The 4,060-nt window shown below is 40.6% G+C and carries 2 protein-coding genes and 1 pseudogene; all 3 read right to left on the minus strand.

The window, feature by feature from the left end:
• A pseudogene (locus ABID39_RS07600) lies at positions 1 to 326 on the minus strand (BID domain-containing T4SS effector); the annotation flags it as partial.
• A gap of 308 nt (positions 327 to 634) precedes the next feature.
• On the minus strand, positions 635 to 1,771 hold the full coding sequence (locus tag ABID39_RS07605; RefSeq protein ID WP_354187543.1) for a BID domain-containing T4SS effector: 1,137 nt from the start codon (positions 1,769 to 1,771) through the stop codon (positions 635 to 637).
• Between the two features lie 302 nt (positions 1,772 to 2,073).
• Positions 2,074 to 3,672: a BID domain-containing T4SS effector gene (locus ABID39_RS07610; RefSeq protein ID WP_354187545.1), complete on the minus strand. Its 1,599-nt coding sequence runs from the start codon at positions 3,670 to 3,672 to the stop codon at positions 2,074 to 2,076.
• Positions 3,673 to 4,060: the final 388 nt, after the last annotated feature.

A 4,060-nucleotide genomic window follows, 5' to 3' on the forward strand; every position in this document is an offset into this window, starting at 1 on the left:
GGTCTTTGTCCTCTGTTTCCTGAAGTGACATCTGCATAGAGGACTTCGTCTGGACGTTGTGGTCTTTGTCCTCTGTTTCCTGAAGTGACATCTGCATAGAGGACTTCGTCTGGACGTTGTGGTCTTTGTCCTCTGTTTCCTGAAGTGACATCTGCATAGAGGACTTCGTCTGGACGTTGTGGTCTTTGCCCTCTGTTTCCTGAAGTGACATCTGCGTAGAGAACTTCTTCAGGATGTTGCGGATGTTGTCTTCTGTCTGTTTTATTAACCCGTGCGTAGAGGCTTTCTGGGCTTTGAGTTGTTGAGGGGGACTGATGTTTTTTCATGCATGTTTCCTTTCAATATTTTTAGAAAACCTCTTTGGTGCATTCTTCACCTTTATATTCTGATCGTTTTTGATACAAAAAGGCATCCGCTTGAATGATCTCCAAAGATTCTGCGCTATTCATAGACATTGTAATTGGTGTTTGTGACTTTTATACAGCTTTTTTATGAAATTGTATCAATAAGTTATATAAAATTGCAGGGTTTATTTTTATGGATATTATTTCATAATATTGCGCAAAAAAACAGCGCAATTCATATAAAATGATTTGCGCTAAGAGATTAGCTGAAAAGCCAAAATTTATGCATTTTACATAGCAAAAGCCTGTCCTCCTTTTGAGTGACTATGTCTGCGGTGTTGTGTCTCTTGTTGAGGAGAGTGCCGTTCTTCACTTCTTGCACGATGATGAGATCTGTGTTCACCATGTCTCTCTGGGTGTTCTTGCCTATGTTTATGACCTTTGTGTTGCCCGTGTTGATGGGTAAGCTCTTTTTGTACTCTTTGTACAACACTTACATGTCTCTCAAAAGCTGCACAAAGGGGGCCAAAATCACTTTCAGCTTCTTTGCGTTTTGGACTTTTTATGCCCAGTGCTTGGGTGCCAGCAAGTCTACCACCGGTTTCAGGATTTTCCAGAAGTTCATATAAGACCTGTTCTGCTCCCCTAGGATTTTCAAGGACTTGAGTAAGTTTTTGATCTAAAGCATGCTTGTTGCCATAAACAAGTCCGCACCAATGCCGAATTTCTTCCTGACCATATTGAATTTTTACGTTTTGTCCAAGTATTTCAGGAAAATAGTTTTTTGCAGGAGTCGGCGTTTCCCTTCCTCTGGTAACCTCTTCGTAAGGACTGTCTGTTGGTCTTGGAAGGAGTTCCCCATCCTTTCCGAACAGATCACTTATTGAGTAGGGACCAACGCCTACTCCTGGAGGATCTTTCCCATCATCTCCGAGCAGATTCGTCACTGAGTAAGGGGAAACTCCTGTTTTTTGAGGTCCGCGTCTAGTTTGAGGTATCGGGTCGGGGTGAGTAACAAATCCTTGGGGGCTGTATTCACTCTCACCTATTGGGTTGGGGTTAGCAACAAATTCTTGAGGTCTGTATACACTTTCAGCTATTGGGTCGGGGCTAGCTTCTTCTCCTTGGGGATTGACACCAGAGCCAAGTGGCTCGTAGAGAACGTTCTCTAGTGTTTGAGGATTGTCATTAGAGCCAAGAGTTGTGTAGACGCTATCTATTGAAGGTTGAGGAGAATTCCTGCCATGTCTACTCACATCAACCTCTTCGTAGAGGTGATCTTGGGAATTGTCGTTATTTCCGCTTACGCCAACTCCTCTGGAGGAGGAGGTTGTTTGTGAGGGTTGCTGCCTTCTGCTTGGTTTATTAACCTGTGTGTAGAGAACTTCTGGGTATAAGGGTTTTTTTGGGGGCTGATGTTTTTTCATGCGTGTTTTCCTTTCAATATTTCTAGAAAACGTCTTTGGTGTATTCTCCATCTTGCTTTGATAGCTCTTGTACAAAGGAAAATATCGATTGATCCAAAGATGCTGCGCTATTCACATCCATCGTAAATGATCTTTGTGACTTTTATACAGTTTTTTTGTGAAATATTATCAATAAGTTATATAAAATTGTGGGATTTATTTTAATCGATATTTTGTGTAACATTCTATAACAACTCTACGCGTGATGGAGATGAAATGATATGCATTAAGAGATGAGGTGAAAAGCAAAAGCGTGTGCGTATTTAACCCGTAAGAGCCATTGATGAAGAACGGCTGACTTTGAGGCTACGCATCTGGCATTGTGCTTCTTTTGTATGCTTCATGGTTTGAGAGATTTCTTTTGCTTTGCTTTCTGATACACCAAGAAGGCAGGCAAGCCGTGTGCAGTCTTTTTCCTGTATGGCTTTGCGGTCATTTGATGATAAACGATTCCATAATTGACGTGAAAAAACATGAAATTCTTGTTGAAGTGCTCTAGAATGAGACAGAGCTTCTCTTTGATTTTCTGGTGGTAAGGAAAAAAGATTTTGTAGGTTTTTACTTGGTCTCTCAACTGAATGTGCTAAGCGATTTTGTTCTCTTTGGTGATGCTCTAAGATTTCATGTCTTGTTTGTTGTACCATTGTGGCATAACTTTTAAGTGCCTCTCCCAGCTGCGGAGCTTTTTCTTCAGCTTGTCTGCGATCTGAACTTTTTATGCCAAGCATTTTTCTACCCGAAAGCTTAGAAATCGATTTAGGATTTTGGATAATTTGATTGGCAATTTGTGCTCCAGAATTTGGATCTTCATTCATCATGTCCATTGTTCTGCCGAGGGTCAATTGGCTGCCATAAATACATCTTGACAAACGCTCGACATTTCTTCGGCATGCTTCAACACAAGGGTTGTTTGCAACCTTTTCAGAGAGTTCTGCATTTGTAAGAGGTGCTAATCTCTCACTTGGGATTAGCACTTCTGTTAAGTTTTCAGCATTGGGTTTTGTAAAGGAAATTTCTGCACCGTTTTGTAATGTTTTCACTTGCTCTGGTGTGAGATCATCTTTGTGCCCAACGATGAAAATTTCTCCTACTTCCAAGACAAAACCTTCTGCGGAGTGACCTCTATAGATACCATTGTATGTTTCACCTTCTTTGGCTGCGATAACAAGACGATTGTTGACTTCCGCTAATCCACTGCGGTTCATTTGCAAGATAAATTCTTTTAAAATAAGTGATTTTTTCGGATGTGTGGCATCCTCAAAAAGATCTTTCATGGGGTTTGGATTGTTATGTTGCATGGACTGAATACAGGCATGTATCATGCGTTCCTTTGTTATAGAAGAAAAGTCAATAGAATGACCTGCTGTTTGTCCAAGTTTTTCCATAAACATTCGTTGCACGCGCCCATTGCCTTTTCTGAAAGGATGCGCATGGTCGAGCACCATAAAAACATCTGCGGCATTTGCAGCAAAATCTTCGCGTGATAAACCGCGTAAATTATTTTTTTTACTAAGATTTTTCTCTAATTGTTGAAGTTCTCTTTTAATCTGTGAACCGATGGCAAAAGGAACTTCCTGACCTTTGGGGCGCATAGCTGGCATACGGGCTTTGGTACCATCTTCAAATGTGAAGGTTTGATCGCGGGTCTGTCCAGCCCATTCAAAACTTTTATGAAAAAGGCTCCAGTGAATTCTTTTTAGGTAAGCAAGACCGAAGTTTTGTGGTGGTAATTCATAGCGGAAATTAGCTGCTTCTTGTGCTGCATCCTTAGCGCAGCGTTCGTAAAGTTTTTGTGGGTTTTTTATGCCATATTTATTCTTCAGTGTCGTGCTGTTTTTATACAGATAATTTTGCTCTAACATATCTTATCTCCTTATTAGGATAGGGTGGCTTATGAGATGTAAACTCTCTGGGTGAAAAGTCCCCCCATCGCGTTTTCTTCAGAGATTTCAAGCATTCCAACACAGAGCATTATTCCCTCAAGCGGTATGGAAGTTGCTATCTGTATTACCTATTCACGGGGTTTTGATGGCTCTTTTGGTGCCAGAAATACGAAATAGTCCATTTGTGTTTTTTTTGTGCATGTTATCTTTTTTATTTTGTGAAAAACCTCTCTTATATGTTTTTACGCTTGATTTATCATCGTCAAAAATGACAAGGTTTCAAGGTTTCAAGGTTTCAAGGTTTCAAGGTTTCAAGGTTTCAAGGTTTCAAGGTTTCAAGGTTTCAAGGTTTCAAGGTTTCAAGGTT

The organism is Bartonella japonica, from assembly GCF_040545385.1.
GTDB lineage: Bacteria > Pseudomonadota > Alphaproteobacteria > Rhizobiales > Rhizobiaceae > Bartonella > Bartonella japonica.